The organism is Streptomyces sp. NBC_01016 (genome assembly GCF_026341035.1).
Lineage (GTDB): Bacteria > Actinomycetota > Actinomycetes > Streptomycetales > Streptomycetaceae > Streptomyces.
Genome location: NZ_JAPEOQ010000002.1, coordinates 3,648,889 through 3,663,899, shown reverse-complemented (window position 1 = coordinate 3,663,899; position 15,011 = coordinate 3,648,889). Strand labels below are relative to the sequence as shown.

Annotated in this window: 14 protein-coding genes; 6 read left to right on the top strand and 8 right to left on the bottom strand. The window is 71.3% G+C overall.

Going from position 1 to position 15,011, the window contains the following annotated elements:
- Nucleotides 1–73: 73 nt before the first annotated feature.
- A complete protein-coding gene (locus tag OG746_RS43385) occupies nucleotides 74–1,897 on the bottom strand; it encodes a glycoside hydrolase family 2 protein (RefSeq protein WP_266724805.1) in 1,824 nt (607 codons plus the stop codon).
- A gap of 162 nt (nucleotides 1,898–2,059) precedes the next feature.
- Nucleotides 2,060–3,076, bottom strand: a complete 1,017-nt coding sequence (locus tag OG746_RS43380) for a LacI family DNA-binding transcriptional regulator (protein WP_266724803.1) — start codon at nucleotides 3,074–3,076, stop codon at nucleotides 2,060–2,062.
- Between the two features lie 221 nt (nucleotides 3,077–3,297).
- On the opposite strand from OG746_RS43380, the gene OG746_RS43375 reads away from it, so the two are divergent.
- From OG746_RS43375 to OG746_RS43360, 4 genes are read left to right on the top strand one after another with little or no spacing between them, the layout of a single operon-like run.
- Entirely contained in the window at nucleotides 3,298–4,611 is a 1,314-nt protein-coding gene (locus OG746_RS43375) for an ABC transporter substrate-binding protein (protein WP_266724801.1), read from the top strand.
- Nucleotides 4,612–4,619: 8 nt separating this feature from the next.
- Nucleotides 4,620–5,540 carry a carbohydrate ABC transporter permease gene (locus OG746_RS43370; protein WP_266724799.1) on the top strand — a complete coding sequence of 307 codons (921 nt, stop codon included), beginning with the start codon at nucleotides 4,620–4,622 and terminating at the stop codon, nucleotides 5,538–5,540.
- On the top strand, nucleotides 5,537–6,445 hold the full coding sequence (locus tag OG746_RS43365) for a carbohydrate ABC transporter permease (protein ID WP_323179749.1): 909 nt from the start codon (nucleotides 5,537–5,539) through the stop codon (nucleotides 6,443–6,445). The genes OG746_RS43370 and OG746_RS43365 overlap by 4 nt, the downstream gene beginning before the upstream one ends.
- On the top strand, nucleotides 6,442–8,805 hold the full coding sequence (locus OG746_RS43360; protein ID WP_266724797.1) for a glycoside hydrolase family 31 protein: 2,364 nt from the start codon (nucleotides 6,442–6,444) through the stop codon (nucleotides 8,803–8,805). The genes OG746_RS43365 and OG746_RS43360 overlap by 4 nt, the downstream gene beginning before the upstream one ends.
- Before the next feature lie 49 nt (nucleotides 8,806–8,854).
- Here the strand turns inward: OG746_RS43360 and OG746_RS43355 are convergent, their stop codons facing one another.
- From OG746_RS43355 to OG746_RS43335, 5 genes are all read right to left on the bottom strand, one after another.
- Nucleotides 8,855–9,706 (bottom strand): alpha/beta fold hydrolase, encoded by an 852-nt coding sequence (locus OG746_RS43355; RefSeq protein ID WP_524540538.1) that lies wholly within the window; start codon nucleotides 9,704–9,706, stop codon nucleotides 8,855–8,857.
- Nucleotides 9,703–10,353 carry a LuxR C-terminal-related transcriptional regulator gene (locus tag OG746_RS43350; protein WP_266724794.1) on the bottom strand — a complete coding sequence of 217 codons (651 nt, stop codon included), beginning with the start codon at nucleotides 10,351–10,353 and terminating at the stop codon, nucleotides 9,703–9,705. Before OG746_RS43350 ends, OG746_RS43355 begins: the two co-directional genes overlap by 4 nt.
- A gap of 31 nt (nucleotides 10,354–10,384) precedes the next feature.
- The gene (locus OG746_RS43345) at nucleotides 10,385–11,680 is read right to left on the bottom strand and encodes a sensor histidine kinase (protein ID WP_266724792.1); all 1,296 of its coding nucleotides are present in this window, start codon (nucleotides 11,678–11,680) and stop codon (nucleotides 10,385–10,387) included.
- Between the two features lie 67 nt (nucleotides 11,681–11,747).
- Nucleotides 11,748–13,085 (bottom strand): ABC transporter permease, encoded by a 1,338-nt coding sequence (locus tag OG746_RS43340; protein ID WP_266724791.1) that lies wholly within the window; start codon nucleotides 13,083–13,085, stop codon nucleotides 11,748–11,750.
- Between the two features lie 4 nt (nucleotides 13,086–13,089).
- Nucleotides 13,090–13,917: an ABC transporter ATP-binding protein gene (locus OG746_RS43335; RefSeq protein ID WP_266724789.1), complete on the bottom strand. Its 828-nt coding sequence runs from the start codon at nucleotides 13,915–13,917 to the stop codon at nucleotides 13,090–13,092.
- Between the two features lie 236 nt (nucleotides 13,918–14,153).
- On the opposite strand from OG746_RS43335, the gene OG746_RS43330 reads away from it, so the two are divergent.
- Entirely contained in the window at nucleotides 14,154–14,282 is a 129-nt protein-coding gene (locus OG746_RS43330) for a hypothetical protein (protein ID WP_266724787.1), read from the top strand.
- A 2-nt stretch (nucleotides 14,283–14,284) separates the two neighbouring features.
- Here the strand turns inward: OG746_RS43330 and OG746_RS43325 are convergent, their stop codons facing one another.
- Nucleotides 14,285–14,650 carry a hypothetical protein gene (locus tag OG746_RS43325; protein ID WP_323179748.1) on the bottom strand — a complete coding sequence of 122 codons (366 nt, stop codon included), beginning with the start codon at nucleotides 14,648–14,650 and terminating at the stop codon, nucleotides 14,285–14,287.
- Between the two features lie 125 nt (nucleotides 14,651–14,775).
- On the opposite strand from OG746_RS43325, the gene OG746_RS45735 reads away from it, so the two are divergent.
- Nucleotides 14,776–14,982 carry a hypothetical protein gene (locus OG746_RS45735; protein WP_524540537.1) on the top strand — a complete coding sequence of 69 codons (207 nt, stop codon included), beginning with the start codon at nucleotides 14,776–14,778 and terminating at the stop codon, nucleotides 14,980–14,982.
- Nucleotides 14,983–15,011: the final 29 nt, after the last annotated feature.

The following is a 15,011-nucleotide window of genomic DNA, read 5'->3' as shown; positions in this document are numbered from 1 at the left end:
CGCGCGGCGGGTGAAGCCACCCGTGAGCATCGCGGGCCCCGCACACCCGTGCGTACGGGGCCCGCCTTCGACCTCAGTTCGTCCCGTCCCCCTCGATGGCGGCGGGCCGCACCTGCGCCGCGCGCACGCGCGCCACGTCCAGCTTCTCGGAGCGGTCGAAGCGGTAGACGCCGTTCTGCTCCTGGAAGACGTCGGTGAGCTGCGTGTAGCAGTAGCCGAACATGTCCGGGTCGTCCAGGAGTACGCCGGTGAGTCCGGCGAAGCGGTGCTGGAACTCCCCCTCGTCGCGCGGGCGTTGGCCGTAGCCCCATGAGACGTCGCGGTCCTCGCCCGCGGCCTCCGCCTCGTCCGGGTTCCACCAGATACCGCCGAACTCGCTGCAGAAGTACGGCTGTCCGCGGTACGGGACGGACCAAGTGGCGTCCGGCGCCTCGTCCTGCGGGTTGATGAACGGCTCGTCCTTGGCGAGGCCACTCATCAGCTTCCCGAAGACCTCCGGGTTCTGCTCGTAGCAGTGGGAGTCGTAGATGTCCGTCTCCGGTACGCGGTGTGCGTAGCCGGAGGCGTCGAGGACGGGGCGGGTGGTGTCGGCGGCCTTGGTGGCGAGGAACATGGCCCGGGTGACCTCGTCGAGGACGGATCGGCGGTCGGAGAGCCGCTGGCGTGTCTCGTTGAGCGGGCACCAGCCGATGATCGACGGGTGGTTGTAGTCGCGCTCGACGGCCTCCAGCCACTGCGCCACGAAGCCGCTGGTGGGCTGCTGGTTGTCCTCGCTCACGGGGCCCGTGCTCGCGCCCCAGTCGCCGAACTCGCCCCACACCAGGTAGCCGAGGCGGTCGGCGTGGTGCAGGAAGCGCTCCTCGAAGACCTTCTGGTGCAGGCGGGCCCCGTTGAACCCGGCGGCGAGGGAGAGTTCGATGTCGCGGACGAGCGCCGCGTCGTCGGGGGCCGTCATCAGGCCGTCGGGGTAGTAGCCCTGGTCGAGGACGAGGCGTTGGAAGACCGGTTCGCCGTTGAGGAGCACCCGCTTGCCGTCGACGGTGACCGAGCGCAGGCCCGCCGTGCACACCGCCGAGTCGACGACCGCGCCGGATGCGTCGACGACGTCGAGGTGGATCTCGTACAGGTGCGGGTCCTCGGGCGACCAACTCCTGCGCCGGTCCTCGGGGATGACCAGCACCAGGCGCGGCGCGAGGTCGAGGTGGGCGGCGACCGAGGCCTCGGCCACGGTGCCCTGCGCGTCGGTGAGGCGGGCGCGGACGCGGTGGCCCGCGCGGCTCCCGGACAGCGGCAGTTCCAGGTGGAAGCAGCCCGCGGCCAGGTCGGGAGTGATGCGAGGGCGGCCGAGGTGCGTGTCGGCGACCGGCTCCATCCACACCGTCTGCCAGATGCCCGTCGTACGGGTGTAGAGGCAGCTGTAGTTGGCGTAGCGGTCGGACTGCTTGCCGCGCGCCTGCGGGCCCTTGGACTCGTCCCTGGCCCGCACCACGATCGTGGCGTCCTCGCCGGGCCGCACCGCGTCGCCCAGGTCGGCGCTGAACGAGGTGAATCCGCCGCTGTGCCGGGCCACTTCCCGTCCGTTCACCCAGACCGTCGCGTCGTGGTCCACGGCCCCGAAGTGCAGCACGGCCCTGCGCCCGGCCCACTCGGCGGGCACCCGCACGGTGCGCCGGTACCAGACGGCGGCGTGGAAGTCGGTGTCACCGATGCCGGACAGCTCCGACTCCGGGCAGAACGGGACGGTGATCCGGTCAGGCAACTCGGCGTCGGCCAGGCCGCGTTCGAGGCCGCTGTCGCCGGGGTCCCGGGCGAACTGCCACGGGCCGTTGAGGTTGAGCCAGTCCGTCCGGACGAAGCCGGGGCGCGGATACTCCGGGCGGGGCAGGTCCTGGGCCATGCACTCTCCTGGGTCGTCGTGACGGCAGCGTTCGAGGAGCACGGTGCGGCGCGGTCCACGCGCCGCCGAACCGGCTGCTCTCGACGCTCATCTCAGCATCGATTTACATCGCTGTAAATGAGAACAGGAGAACTGCCGGGCCGCCCTCGGCCCGCGCTCCGTTCAGACAGTCGGCTCCGGCGCGCTCTCCCGGACCACCAGCGAGTGCGCCACGAACTCGTGCCGCCCGAGCCCGTCGAAGCCCTCGATGCGCTCGATCAGCAAGTCGAGCGCGCGCCGGGCCAGTTCGACCTCGTCGGCCCGTACGCAGGTCAGGCTCGGCCGCACCGCCGACGCAAGCCTGCTGTCGTCCCAGCCCGTGACGGCGACGTCCTCAGGCACCCGCAGCCCCCGCTCCCCGAGAGCCCGCAGCGCGCCGAGCGCGACCAGGTCGTCGCGGCAGAAGACGGCGTCCGGCGCCATCCCGTCGTCGAGCGCGGCGCCGAGGGTCCGTGCGGCGGAGTGCGCGTCGGCCACCCGACCGGTGACGATCAGGGAGGGGTCGACCGGAAGTCCGCAGGCTTCCAGGCCCTGTTGGTAGCCGATGAGGCGCTGGCGCGAGGTCTCGCTCGGCGCCGACTCCTCGGCGCACAGGTAGGCGATGCGGCGGCGCCCGAGTGCGGCGAGATGCCCGACGACCTGCGCCGCCGCGCCGATGTTGTCGATCCGCACGTGGTCGAGGGTGAGCGGCGCCGCACTCTCGCCCAGGAGGACGACCGGGACCCCTCTGCGGTGCTGGGCGATCTCCGTGGAGTTCAACCACGACGGCTGCAGGAGCACACCGTCGACGACGCCCGCCTCCTGCGCGGACAGCATGGCGCGCTCGACGTCCGGGGCGTCGCCCGACTCCTCCAACAGCAGCCGGTATCCGCGCTCCCCCGCCGCCCGCGACAGGACGTGGGCGAGCTCGGCGAAGTACGGGATGCGCAGGTCGGGGAAGGCGAGCGCGATCATTCCGGTGCGTCCTGTGGCGAGGTTGCGGCCGCGCAGGTTGGGCCGGTAGCCCAGCTCGTCGATGGCGCGCTGGACCTTGGCGCGCGTGCTCTCTCGTACGTGCACATAGCCGTGGACGACGTTCGAGACCGTCTTCGTCGAGACGCCGGCGTGCTGGGCGACATCGCTCAGGCGGACGTTGGGCACTTCGCCTCCTGGTGGGCCGACGCGGTGTCCGCCGCGTGGATGTGGACTGACGCGGGTTCCGCGCCTGGTGGGACGCTCCGCCGACTGCGCGCCGAACACTACCTGTTGACACCCAAATTTACAGCGCTGTAAGTTCGCCGCGCTCTGCTCGTAACTCAACTCACACGCCTCGGGGCCCGCACGTCCCCAGGTGTGTGACACCACTCTCAGGAGGCGACGAGGTGACGATCGGACCAGAGCGAGCCGTGATCCGGGGTGCCCGCGGTCCGAGCCGGCGCGGCTTCGTCGCCGCGGCCGGGGCCGGAGCCGCGCTCGGCGCCCTCGGGCTCACCGGCTGCGGCGGCGACGCGGCCGGGCAGTCGCGGACCACCATGCGCTTCTATCTGCAGAAGCGGGAAGTTCTCGCCTACTTCGACAAGGTGCTGGGGAAGTTCGAACGAAGCCGGCCCGGGGTGCGCGTGGTGCACGACACGACGGACGCCATCGCGCCGCAGTTCGTCCGCGCCCAGCCCGCCGATGTGGGCTGCTTCAACAACAACCTGGAGCTGGCCCGGTACATCGAGCGCGGCGTGCTCTCCGACGTGTCGGACCGGCCCTCGGCCCGCCGCATCACCGGCAGCGTCGCCCGGCTTGCCAAGCAGTACGCGACGTATCCGGGGCGAACCAGCGTGCTGCCGTACTCGCTGGCCGCCGCCGGAGTCATCTACAACAAGAAGATCTTCGCGAAGTACCGCCTTCCGGTGCCGACGACGTGGTCCGAATTCGTCGACGTGTGCAAGGAGTTGGAGGCCGCGAAGGTCACACCGATCTACGCGACGAGCAAGGAGGAATGGACGGTCTGGCAGGGCCTGTTCGACTACTGCGCCGGCGGGCTCGTCGACACCGCGTCCTTCTTCCACAAGCTCCAGGAGCAGGGCACGGACATCGGCCCGTCCTCGCCCGTCTCGTTCCAGAAGGACTTCGCCGAGGCCATGGACCGGGCCCGTACCGTCGCGAAGTTCTACAACCGGGACGCCGCCACCCGCTCGTACCCGGACGGGAATCTCGCCTTCGGCAAGGGCCGCGCGGCCATGTATCTGCAGGGCCCCTGGGCACTGACGCAGATCGCCGCGGTCGATCCGCACCTGGACATCGGCACCTTCCCGCTGCCCGTCACGGAGCGGGCCGCCGACCGCAAGGCGCGCGTGAACATCGACCTCGCGCTGTGGATACCGACCGGGGCCGAACACCCTGACGAGGCGAAGGAGTTGGTCGACTTCCTGATGCGGCCCGAGATCATCGACGCGTACAACCGGGACAACCTCGCGTACGGAGTCACCAAGGACGCGCCGGCGGCGAAGGACCCGCGGCTGTCCGGGCTGCAGCCCTACGTCGACTCGGCCGCCTTCTACCTCGGTGCGGGCACCTTCATCCCGGCGTCGATCCCCGTGGGCAACTACCTCCAGACCGCGATCGCGACCGGGAACTTCGACGCGGTGCTGCGGCAACTCGACGCCGACTGGCGGCGGATGGCGATCCGCTCCTCCACGAAGTAGGAGATCTCATGGCTGTCCCTCCACCCCTCCCAAGAGGTGCGTCCGTCACCCCGTCCGCCCGACCGCGGCGCCGGGTCGAACCCATCTACTACTGGTTCCTGCTACCGACTCTCGTACTGTTCACGGGACTTGTCCTGGGACCCGCCCTGGTCGGCATCTTCTACAGCTTCACCGACTACGTCGGCTTCGGCGAGTGGCGGTTCACCGGCCTGACGAACTATGTGGCTCTCCTCTCCGACCCCGCCATCTGGGAGTCGTACAAGTTCACCCTCGGCTTCGCCCTGGTGACCGTGGTCCTCGCGCAGAGCGTCGCGCTGGCGCTGGCGATCGGGCTGACGAGCCGGGTCCGGTTCCTGACGGCGCTGCGGGGCGTCTTCGTCATCCCGATGATGATCTCCGGGATCGTCGCCGCGTACGTCTTCAGCTACCTCTTCGCCAACACCCTTCCGTCGATCGCCACTTCGCTAGGGATCGGACCGCTGGAGGAAAGCATCCTGGGCAATCCCAGCCTCGCCTGGGTCGCCATCATGATCGTCTCCGCGTGGCAGACATTGCCGGGCGCGCTGCTCATCTACATCGCCGGTCTCCTGGCGATCCCCGGTGAGCTGTACGAGGCGGCCGCCATCGACGGAGCCTCCGCCTGGCGCCGATTCCGGTCCATCACGCTGCCGCTGGTGTCCGGGTACGTCACCATCAACACGATCCTGGGCGTCAAGGGCTATCTGAACGCCTACGACGTCATCAAGGGCCTCACCGACGGCGGGCCCGGCACCGCGACGCACAGCGTCGCCATGAAGATCTTCACCGGCTACACGGACGGCGACTACGCCTACCAGATGTCCAACGCCACGATCTTCTTCGTGCTCACGGTCGCGGTGTCCCTGCTGCAACTCCTGGCCACCCGCGGAAGGGGGCTTCGGCTGTCATGACCACCACTCTCCCGCCGTCCGAGCGCACCACACGGCACACACCACCGCTGCGGCAGGCCACCGCCCGCGCCCGCCGCCGCGGCAAGGGCGCCACCAACCGGCCGGCCACCCTCCTGCTCGTGGTCGCCTCGCTCGCGGTCCTGATTCCGCTGTACGTCGCCGTCGCGATGTCCCTGAAGACCTCATCGCAGGCGGCCGACGGTGATGCCTTCGCGCTGCCGTGGCCCATCGACCTGGGCAACTTCGCCGATGCCTGGCGCATCACGCGCTTCCCCGTCTCGTTCTCGATCTCCGTGGCGGTGGCCGCGGCCTCGGTCCTCGGCACGCTGGCGCTCAGCTCGCTCGCCGCGTACGCCATCGCCCGCAACTGGGACCGGCGGATCTTCCGCTGGTCGTTCTTCTATCTGCTGGGCGCGATGTTCCTGCCGTTCCCCGTGGTGGCGCTGCCGCAGATCAAGCTGACCGCGCTGCTGGACATCGACAGCCCGGTGGGCGTCATCCTGCTGCACATCGTCTTCCAACTGTCGTTCAGCGTGCTGCTGTACACGGCGTATCTGCGCTCGATCCCGATGGAGCTGGAGGAGAGCGCGCGCATGGACGGGGCCACGACGTGGCAGATCTTCCGGCGCATCATCCTGCCGCTGCTCGGACCGATGAACGCGACGGTCGGCATCTTCGCGTTCCTCGCCTCGTGGAACGACTTCATGCTGCCCTCGCTGATCACATCCGATCCGGGGCTGCAGACGCTGCCGGTCCTCCAGAACATCTTCCAGAGCAAGTTCGACACCAACTACAACGTCGCCTTCGCCTCCTACCTCATGGCGATGGCACCGACCGTACTCGTCTACCTGTTCTCCCAGCGCTGGGTGATCAGCGGACTGACCCAAGGGGCCGTCAAGCAATGACAACGACAGCACTCAGCAGGATCCCGGCCCACCCCCGCGCCCAGGACGCGTCGGTCCTGCGCGGCGACCACTGGCGTGTCACCGTGCTCACCGAGGGGCTGCTGCGTCTGGAGTGGTCCGAGGACGGCGGGTTCGAGGACCGCGCGTCGAGCTTCGCCCTCCACCGCGACCGGCCCACGCCCGAGTTCACGGTCCGGGAGAGCGACGAGGCCCTTGAGGTGTCCACGAGCCGCCTCCATCTCCTCTACGACCGGCGGGAGTTCAGCGCGAACGGCCTGGTCGTCACGTCCCCGGCCGGTGGCCGCTGGCGCTTCGGGGAGCGGCGCCCCGACAACCTGGGCGGCACGGCCCGCACCCTCGACGACGCGGACGGGCGTATCCCGCTGGAGGACGGTGTCGCCGCCCGCGACGGGATCGCCGTCATCGACGACTCGGCGTCGTTCCTCTTCGACGCCGAGGGCTGGGTGGCATCGCGCGAGCCCGGCCGGCTCGACCTGTACGTCTTCGCGTACGGCCACGACTACGGCGAGGCCGTGCAGGCGCTGTACGCGCTGTCGGGGCGCCCGCCCGTGCTGCCGCGCTGGGCGCTGGGCAACTGGTGGAGCCGCTACCACGCGTACACCACCGACTCGTACCTGGAACTGTTCGACCGCTTCGACGCGGAGAAGCTGCCGTTCTCCGTGGCCGTCATCGACATGGACTGGCACCGCGTCGACTCGGTGCCCGCGAAGTACGGCACCGGCTGGACGGGCTATTCGTGGGAGCGGAAGCTCATCCCCGACCCGGAGGCCTTCCTCGGCGAGCTGCACCGCCGCGGCCTGCGGACCACACTGAACCTGCACCCCGCCGACGGGGTCCGCCCGTTCGAGGACGCGTACCCGGAGGTGGCGCGGGCAGTCGGTGTCGATCCCGCCTCCGACGCGACGATCCCCTTCGACCTCACCGACCGCGCGTTCCTCGACGCCTACTTCCGCCTCCTGCACCACCCGCTGGAGGACCAGGGTGTCGACTTCTGGTGGGTCGACTGGCAGCAGGGCAGCACGTCACGGATCCCCGACGTGGACCCGCTGTGGCTCCTGAACCACTTCCACTTCCTCGACTCCGGGCGCGAGGGCCGCCGGCCGATGGCGTTCTCCCGCTACGCCGGTCCCGGCAGCCAGCGCTACGGTGTCGGCTTCTCCGGCGACGCTGTGGTGTCCTGGGAATCCCTTGCCTTCCAGCCCGAGTTCACCGCGTCTTCGGCCAACATCGGCTACGGCTGGTGGAGTCACGACATCGGCGGCCACACGCGCGGTGTCCGCGACGACGAACTGGCCACGCGCTGGCTCCAGTTGGGTGTCTTCTCCCCCATCCTGCGCCTGCACTCGGCGAGCAACCCGTTCATCCGCAAGGAGCCGTGGCAGTTCCCGTCCGAGCCCCGGCAGGCGATGGGCGAGGCGCTCCGGTTCAGGCACCGGCTCGTGCCGTACCTGCACACCATGAACCACGTCGCGGCGACGGGCACACCGCTGGTGCGCCCGATGTACCACGTCGAGCCCGAGCGCCCCGAGGCGTACGACGTACCCAACCAGTTCACCTTCGGCAGCGAGCTGATCGTGGCGCCCCTCACCACCCGCCGGGACGAGGTGACACTGCTGTCGTCCACACCGGCCTGGCTGCCGCCCGGCACCTGGACCGACATCTTCACCGGCACGGTGTACGACGGCGACCGCCACATCGAGCTGCACCGCGGCCTCGACGGGATGCCGGCCCTGCTGCGCGGCGGCGGCATCCTCCCGCTGGCCGGGCCCGACGACCTGGACGCCACCCGCAACCCCGGACACCTGGAACTGCTCGTCGCCCCCTCGGAAAGCGGCACGTTCACCCTGATCGAGGACGACGGCCAGGGCGACGGCACGAACCTGCGCACGGTCACCACGCGTCTGGAGTGGGACGCCGGTTCCGGCACCCTGCGCATCGGCCCGGCGGACGGCCCCGAGGGCATCGTTCCCGCCGCCCGCACCTGGACGGTCACGTTCCTGGCGGACCTGCCCACGGGCCCGGCCCTCGTCGACGGCAACCCCTGCGAAGTCACCGGCGGTCCGGGCCGGTTCAGCGTCACGGTCGGGGCCGCGGCCACTTCCTCCGCCACGACGGTCGAGGTGAAGCTCGGCTCGCCGCTCCACCCGGACCGCACGCGGGACACCATTCAGGGCATCCTCGCCGCGGCCCAGTTCGACAACCCCACGAAGCTGGAGATGTGGCGCATCGTGACTTCCTCAGGACCGCTGACGTCGAAGATCTCGGCGCTGCATGCGCTGCGGGTTCCGGCGGAGTTGCTGAGCGCGGTGATGGAACAGTTGACGGCCCGGGAGCGGTGATCCGGATCCGCCACTGATCCGGAGCCACCACTGATCCGGATCCGTCACGTCACCCCAGGAATTCCATCAGCGGGGCGTTCAACTCCTCCGGTGCGGTGAGCGGCAGGGAGTGGTGCGTGGCTCCGCGGAGCACGGCCACCTCACCCTGCGGGAGCGTCCGGCGGGCCGTGTCGGCGACCTTGCCTGCGTGGTGGGCGCGGCTGTGCTCCGCGAGCAGCGTCAGCACCGGCATCCGGAGGCCGGCGACCCGCGGGCGGCCACCGGCGATGAGCTTACGACCGGGAACCATGCCGGCCAGCGTGTAGAGACGTTGCCAGTCCTCGTCCGGGTGGGCGTCCCGCGTCTCCCAGGCCAGAAAGGCGCGGGCACGGGCCTCGCTCGGACGGACGAGGGTGGGCAGCGCGCGCAGCAGATAGCCGGGGCGGAATCCGGCGAAGACCTGCGTGGGGTCGACGAGGGCGAGCCTGTCGATCCGCCCCGGCGCGTGCAGCGCGTACCGGACGGCTATCCAGGCGCCGTACGAGTGGCCGCACAGATGCGTGCGAGTGAGGCCGAGCCCGTCAAGCAGCGCGTCCATCCAGACCATCAGGTCGTCGGCGTTCCGCAGCGGTACGCCACGGCGTTCGGTACGCCCTGCGTCGCCCAGCAGATCGACCGCGTAGATCCGGTACCTCTTGCCCAGGGCCGGTGCGTTGGCGAACCAGACCAGACCGGTCGCCGAGCCGCCGGGCAGCAGCACGAGCGGTCTGCCGTCCGCCGGTCCGTGCACATGGACCCGGGTGCGCCCGTACGGCGTGACGACGTCGCGCTCCTTCGTGAACTCGGGCCAGCGGGCCAGGAGTTCGTCATAGGCACGGTCGAAAGCGGACAGGGACACGGGTCTTCCTCTCGCTCGGCTCATCCTCGGTCCAGATACGCCAGCACCGCGAGTACCCGCCGGTTGTCGTCGTCCGACACGGTGAGCTCCAGCCTCTGGAAGATGTTGGCGGTGTGCTTGGACACCGAGCGTTCCGTGACGACGAGCTTCTCGGCGATGGCGGCGTTGGAGCGGCCCTGGGCCATCAGTTCGAGCACCTCGGTCTCCCGGGGCGTGAGGCGGTTCACGGCACGGTCGCGGGTGGAACTGCGGGCCAGGAGCTGCGAGATGACCTCGGGGTCCATCGCGGTGCCGCCCGCGGCGACGCGGCGCACGGCGTCGACGAACTGCGCGGCGTCGAACACACGGTCCTTGAGCAGATAGCCGATGCCGCCCTTGCCGTCGGCCAGGAGTTCACGCGCGTACAACTGCTCGACGTGCTGGGAGAGGACCAGGATCGGCAGGCCGGGACGGGCGCGGCGGGCGGCGAGGGCGCACCGCAGGCCCTCGTCGGTCTGGGTCGGCGGGAGCCGGACGTCGACGACGGCGACCTCGAGGCTCGGTTCCTCGAGCGCGCGGGCGAGGGCGGGTCCGTTGTCCACCGCGGCGAGCACCTCGAAGCCGAACGCCTCCAGCATGCGTACGAGTCCGTCGCGCAGCAGGAAGAGGTCCTCGGCGATCACTACGCGCACACTGGCTCCCGTGAGGCTCTCGGCAATCGGCTCACGCCACGCTACCGGGCGGGAGCAGGCTGCACGGGATCTCCATGGTGACGCTGGTGGGTCCGCCGTCGGGGCTGTTCACGGTGAGGGTGCCGTCGAAGGCGTCGAGTCGGCGGGCGACGCCGCGCAGGCCGGAGCCTTCGGGGTCGGCGCCGCCGCGGCCGTCGTCGGTGACGTCGATGCGCAGGACGCCGTGCTGGTGAGTGAGTTGGAGGCGGACGTGGGTGGCTGCGGCGTGCTTGGCGGCGTTCGTCAGCGCCTCGCTCGTCGCGAAGTAGGCGGCGGATTCGACGGCGGCCTCGGGGCGGCCGGGCAGCTCGGTCCGGGGCTCCACGGGCACGGGCATCCGCAGGGCCAGCGCGCGGACGGCGTCGGAGAGGCCACGTTCGGCAAGGACGGGCGGGTAGATGCCGCGGACGAGCTCGCGCAGTTCCTCCAGCGCCCGGACGGAGTCGGCGCGGGCCCGGGCGAGCAGCGCCCGGGCGGTCGCCGGGTCGCTCTCCATGAGTGCGTCGACGGTGCCGAGGTTCATGCCCATCGCGACGAGCCGGGCCTGCGCGCCGTCATGCAAGTCGCGTTCGATGCGGCGCAGTTCGGCGGCGGAGGCGTCGACGGCGTCGTGCCGGGTCCGGGCGAGTTCCTCGACGCGGTGCCGCAGCTCGGCGCCGTGCGGGGCGAGCAGCCGGCGGGTGAGCGTGAAGTGGACGCGGAGCATCGGTTCCGCCACGTAATAGGCGGCGACGGCGATGAGGGTGGCGAGTACGGCGGCGGCCAGTGCGGTGGCCTGGCCGCTGACCGGGACGAAGCCGTACCACCACACTCCCCCGTCGAACACGCGCCAGAGTCCCGCCGCGAGCGCGTAGCCCTCGACCGGGTACGCGACGAGCGCGGCGGGCAGCAGGGCGGTGGCGAACCCGGCGGTCATGTCGGCCACAAGCCAGCGCAGGTTCCGCCAGGTCGCCGGGTCGCGCAGCATCCGCAGACACGCGTCCGGCTGCCCGAGCGGACCGGGCAGCCGGTCGCCCGACCGGGTCCGGTACGCGGCCCGCGGGATCGTCACGCCGCACCAGCGCGCCGCCAGCATGCGCCGTACGTCGGCGTGGGAGCGGACGAGCCGCAGCAGCGGCGGGGTGGTGAACAGGCCGACGCCGACCACGATGCAGACGATCGAGACGACGGACGTCACGAACAGGACGAGGGATCCGGCGAGCGACAGCAGGGACAGCGCGAGGCCACGAGCCCCGGCCAGCGCCGCCCCCTTGATCCGCTCGATCCGTTCGATCCGTGTGACGTGCATGTCGGTGATCCGTCCGCCGCCCCGTAGGCCCGTTCCGCTCCGATTATGCCGGGCCGACTCCGGCGCCTCAGGCGGCAACGGCCACCGCCTCCACCGCCGGGGCGCGCAACACCCGCCGTGTCGTGGCGAGTCCGGTGCCGAACGTCGCCGCGACGGCGACGGCGACCGTGGCCGCCCAGATCCACGGCCCCTGCCCCGGCAGCACTCCGTCGGCACGCACCGCGGTGAACGGCACGAGCCCGGCGAGCGCCGCGATCGTCCCCGCCACCACGCCGGTGACCGTCAGGACCGCGCTCTCCGCGCCGACCATCGTGAGGACCTGGCCCGGGGTCGCGCCCGCGAGCCGCTGGCCGCCGAACTCGCGGCGCCGGTGGACGGTCGCCGCGTACAGGCTGTTGATCAGCATGATGCAGGCGAAGACGACGATGATGCCGACGACGATCAGGTTGAGCGTCGCGAGGTTCTTGTCGTCGACGCTGCGCGCGAGGCCGGAGGACGCGACCGCGTCGTTCTCCACGGCCTGCATGGAGAGCGTCGCCGTCGCGACGCCGATGAAAAGGATCAGCGGCATCAGCACGGCGGAGAGGTCCCCGGCGCGCTGTCGCAGGTTGTGGATCGTCAAGTACCCGCTCGCGCCGGTCAGCGCGGTGAGCGGCCAGGTGAGCACCGCGAGCGCGGCGCGCAGCAGCGCGGGGGCGAACGCGGCGAAGCCGATGGAGAGCAGAATCGCGCCGTAGGCAGGGAGCGCCATCAGCGCCGGATCGGTCGCGTCGAACGCGAAGGTGGCGCTCGCCGAGCAGACGCCGAGCACGAGCGCCGCGGTCCCGCCGACGGTCCGCAGGCGTCCGCGCGGCCGTCGCTCGCCGGCCAGCTGCCGGGTGGCGCGGCGCACCGCGAGGAACGCGGCACCGGTCGCGGCCAGCACCGTCACCGCGGCGCCGCTGCCCGCCGCGACCGGCCCGAACACCGGGTCGACGGCGTGCGCGACCTGCCCGGTGTCCTGGAAGGCACCCACCAGCGCGCGCCCGCCGAGCACGGCGGGTCCGATGGCGAGCAGTGACGCGAAGACCCCGATCACGGCCGCCTCGCCGACGACCATGCGCTTGATCTGTGCTGGCGTCGCGCCGCAACTGCGGAGCAGGGACAGTTCCACGGCGCGCTGGCGTACGTTCACGGTCAGAGTGGAGGCGATCGCGAAGAACACCAGGAGCGTGCCGTACCCGCCGACCACGCTCGCTGACGTGGTCAGGGTCGTGGCACTGGTGTCGTCGACGCCGGCCTGGGCGGCGGTGTCGTAGAGCGAGTCGAAGGACATGACGATCACCGCGCCGAGGAACGCGGACAGCAGCGTCGCGGCGAATCGTCCGGGGCGATGCCGCACGGACCGCAGGGCCAGGGAGAACATGCGCTCACACCTCCATCTCGGTGTGCGCCGCGGCGTTGGCCGTGGTGGTCGTCGTCGGACGGTCCCCGAGGTGCGCGAGCCGTTCGGCGACGGCGTCCACGCTCGGCGCGTCGAGGCGCCCGGCGAGCCGTCCGTCCGCGAGGAACAGCACCGTGTCGGCGTACGAGGCGGCCACCGGGTCGTGGGTGACCATCACGACGGTGCGGCCGTGCAGCCGCGCCGCCTCCCGGAGCAGGGTGAGGACCTCCCGCGCGCTGCGGGTGTCGAGCGCGCCGGTCGGCTCGTCGGCGAAGAGCACGGCCGGTTCGGCGACCAGCGCGCGGGCGATCGCGACGCGTTGGCGCTGCCCGCCGGACAGTTCGGCGGGCCGATGCCCGAGGCGCTCCGCGAGCCCCACCTGCCGCAGTGTCTCGCGCACCCGCGCCCGGTCGACACGCCGCCCGGCGAGTCGCAGCGGCAGGCTCGTGTTCTGCTCCACGGTGAGGGTGTCGAGGAGGTTGTACTGCTGGAACACGAACCCGATCCGGGTGCGCCGGAACTTGGTGAGCGCCGCTTCGTTGCCTCCGGTCAGCTCTTCCCCGTCGACGGTGACGGTCCCGCCGTCCGGCCGATCGAGCCCGGCCGCGCACTGCAGCAACGTCGACTTGCCGGAGCCGGAGGGCCCCATGACCGCGGTGAAACTCCCGGTGGGCAGACTCAGCGACACCCCGTCCAGCGCGGTCACCGCGGCCTCGTCCGTCCCGTACACCTTGCGCACCCGGTCGAGCCGCAGTGCCTCCCGGCCGCGTGCCGGCCGGGCCTTCCTTCGCGCACGACTCGTACGTCCGAACATCGTCGGCACCTCCACGTCTTCACGTGGGGCACCGCTTGTGCCCCGGTGACGACGCTATGGAGCGACGGGGGCGGGCACATGGGGCGCAGTGCCCGTCGGTGGGGTGGAGTTTCCTACACCTGGCGGCGGGGGTTTACCTGGGCGCCCGGCGCTCGCGTGAAGTGTCGCGCCGTGGGGGCGAGGGCGGCGGCCGCCGGGGCCAGGAAGCAGATCAACGCACAGGTGAGCAGCACCGGTTGGGTCCCGAAGGTGGCGATGGCGGGCGCGATGAGGGCGAGGCCGAGCGGGGCCGGGCCGGTGGTGGACCGCGCAACATCGACGGCCTGGAGAAGTTCGGCAAGTGTCTGCGCGACCTGAAGCGCTGACGCTACTCCAACGGGCAACTGGTGAGCAGCGTCTCGGTGTCCGCGTCGGCCGGGCGCCGGACGGTGTGACCGGCCGGGGGCCGGCCCTTTCCGGCGACCCACTCCTCCATGGCCTCGAAGGCGGCACGGTGGCACGGCACGATCGGACGGAGCTTGCCGGGGAAGGTGTCGACGAGGGAGTCGACGTGGGTTCCGTCCTCGATGCGGTAGTAGCACAGCAGGGCGCCCCGGCCGGACTTCCGCACCATGTCGGCGTAGACGTCGGAGCCCTGGCCGGTAGGGAGCAGGACGTCGAGGGTGCCCTGGCCCGTCGTACGGTTTCGGTGACGCGCCGGCCTGGCTGCCGCAGCCGGAGGGCTTCGGCGCACTGTCGGTCGCGGCCCAGGACCGGGACCCCGACTCGCAGCTCGCCTTCTACCGGGCGGCACTGCGCCTGCGCCGCGAGCTGCTGCGACCGGGGGCGCCCGGCAGCGAGGTACTGGGCGAGGCGGGGATGGCAGAGGCCGAGCAACTGCTGCACTTCACCCGCTCCGGCGGCTGGGAGTGCGTAGTGAACGTCGACGGCCCGCCGGCCCATCTCCCGCCTGGCGAGGTGCTGTTGGCGAGCGGCCCGCTGACGGAGGACGGGCTGCTGCCGGCGGACACGGCGGTGTGGCTGCGTACGGGAGGCAGCGAGTCGGCCACCGGGGACGAGGGCTGACGGATCGGTGGGCGGCCGCACACTCGGGC

Coding starts and splice junctions, on each gene's coding strand:
- OG746_RS43335 (WP_266724789.1), bottom strand. CDS start 13,917: ATGTTCGGACGTACGAGTCGTGCGCGAAGGAAGGCCCGGCCGGCACGC.
- OG746_RS43360 (WP_266724797.1), top strand. CDS start 6,442: ATGACAACGACAGCACTCAGCAGGATCCCGGCCCACCCCCGCGCCCAG.
- OG746_RS43340 (WP_266724791.1), bottom strand. CDS start 13,085: ATGTTCTCCCTGGCCCTGCGGTCCGTGCGGCATCGCCCCGGACGATTC.
- OG746_RS43345 (WP_266724792.1), bottom strand. CDS start 11,680: ATGCACGTCACACGGATCGAACGGATCGAGCGGATCAAGGGGGCGGCG.
- OG746_RS45735 (WP_524540537.1), top strand. CDS start 14,776: ATGGCAGAGGCCGAGCAACTGCTGCACTTCACCCGCTCCGGCGGCTGG.
- OG746_RS43355 (WP_524540538.1), bottom strand. CDS start 9,706: ATGAGCCGAGCGAGAGGAAGACCCGTGTCCCTGTCCGCTTTCGACCGT.
- OG746_RS43385 (WP_266724805.1), bottom strand. CDS start 1,897: ATGGCCCAGGACCTGCCCCGCCCGGAGTATCCGCGCCCCGGCTTCGTC.
- OG746_RS43370 (WP_266724799.1), top strand. CDS start 4,620: ATGGCTGTCCCTCCACCCCTCCCAAGAGGTGCGTCCGTCACCCCGTCC.
- OG746_RS43365 (WP_323179749.1), top strand. CDS start 5,537: ATGACCACCACTCTCCCGCCGTCCGAGCGCACCACACGGCACACACCA.